Here is a 1,171-nt window from a genome sequence, read left to right as displayed (position 1 = left end):
GGCTTGCCATGGTGGGAGATGAGGCAATCGGCCTCATTTTCGACAGGAGCAAGCCATGGACACCCCGACTCGTCCCGTCAGCCCCTTGCGCCAGCGCATGCTCGACGACATGCGGATGCGCAAGCTCACCCCCAAGACGCAGAGTGCGTACATCCGTGCGGTGTGCCGGTTCACGCGCTATCTGGGGCGCGCGCCCGATAGCGCCACGGTGGAGGACCTGCGCAACTACCAGTTGCACCTGGTCGATACCGGCACCTCGCCGATGTCGCTCAACGCCGCCATCAGCGGGCTGAAGTTCTTCTTCGATATCACGCTTCAACGCGGCGAGTTGATGGCACGAATGCAGCCGGTCCGGCTGCCGCAGCGCTTGCCGGTGGTGCTCAGCCGCGAGGAGGTCGCGCGCCTGATCGCCGCCTGCAACAATCTCAAGCACCAGACGGCGCTGTCGCTCGCCTACGCGACCGGACTGCGAGCGAGCGAAGTGGTCTCGCTCAAGGTCAGCGACGTCGACAGCGGGCGCATGACCCTGCGGGTCGAGCAAGGCAAAGGCCGCAAGGATCGCTACGCGATGCTCTCGCCCCTGCTGCTGGAGCGGTTGCGCGTGTGGTGGCGGGTCGCCCGGGCGCAGGGCAAAATGCTCGATGGCGGCTGGTTGTTCCCGGGCCTCAACCCGATCGAGTCACTGAGCCCGCGCCAACTCAATCGCGCTGTTCAGGCCGCCGCCCTGGCGGCCGGCATCGACAAGCGGGTGTCGATGCACACGCTTCGCCACTGCTTCGCGACCCACCTGCTCGAGCAGAAGGTCGACATCCGCATCATCCAGGCGCTGCTCGGCCACAAGAAACTCGACACCACGGTGATCTACACCCAGGTCGCCACCGACCTGCTGCGCGAAGTCGTCAGTCCGCTGGAGACCTTGCAGTCGGCGTAGGCGCATCGTGGTCCGCTCCGCACTGGAGGTCGCGGACATCTTCCGCGCCTTCGGGCCGGCGTGGCGTCTCGCCCAGCACGATCACTTGAGCCTCGGGCAGTTGAAGGTCATGTCGGCCATCGAACAGTGCCGCACTGCGGCGCTGGGTGGGCATGTGCTGCGCTGTGAGGCCTGCGAGCAGATCGACATCAGCTACAACTCGTGCCGCAACCGGCACTGCCCGAAGTGTCAGGCGCGGGC

Annotated in this window: 2 protein-coding genes; both read left to right on the top strand. The window is 66.2% G+C overall.

All coding sequences use genetic code 11. The annotated features are described in order from the left end of the window. The first annotated feature begins 55 nt into the window (after positions 1–55). Positions 56–931: a tyrosine-type recombinase/integrase gene (locus C665_RS19665; protein WP_004265662.1), complete on the top strand. Its 876-nt coding sequence runs from the start codon at positions 56–58 to the stop codon at positions 929–931. A 7-nt stretch (positions 932–938) separates the two neighbouring features. Then, positions 939–1,171: transposase zinc-binding domain-containing protein (locus C665_RS19660; protein WP_004330199.1), on the top strand; the 233-nt coding region annotated here is incomplete at its 3' end.

The organism is Thauera aminoaromatica S2, assembly GCF_000310185.1.
Taxonomy (GTDB): domain Bacteria; phylum Pseudomonadota; class Gammaproteobacteria; order Burkholderiales; family Rhodocyclaceae; genus Thauera; species Thauera aminoaromatica.
This window is presented reverse-complemented; position numbering and strand designations above follow the sequence as displayed.

What these genes read in the sequence shown, in the direction of transcription:
- C665_RS19665 (WP_004265662.1), top strand. Translation starts at nt 56, where the DNA reads ATGGACACCCCGACTCGTCCCGTCAGCCCCTTGCGCCAGCGCATGCTC.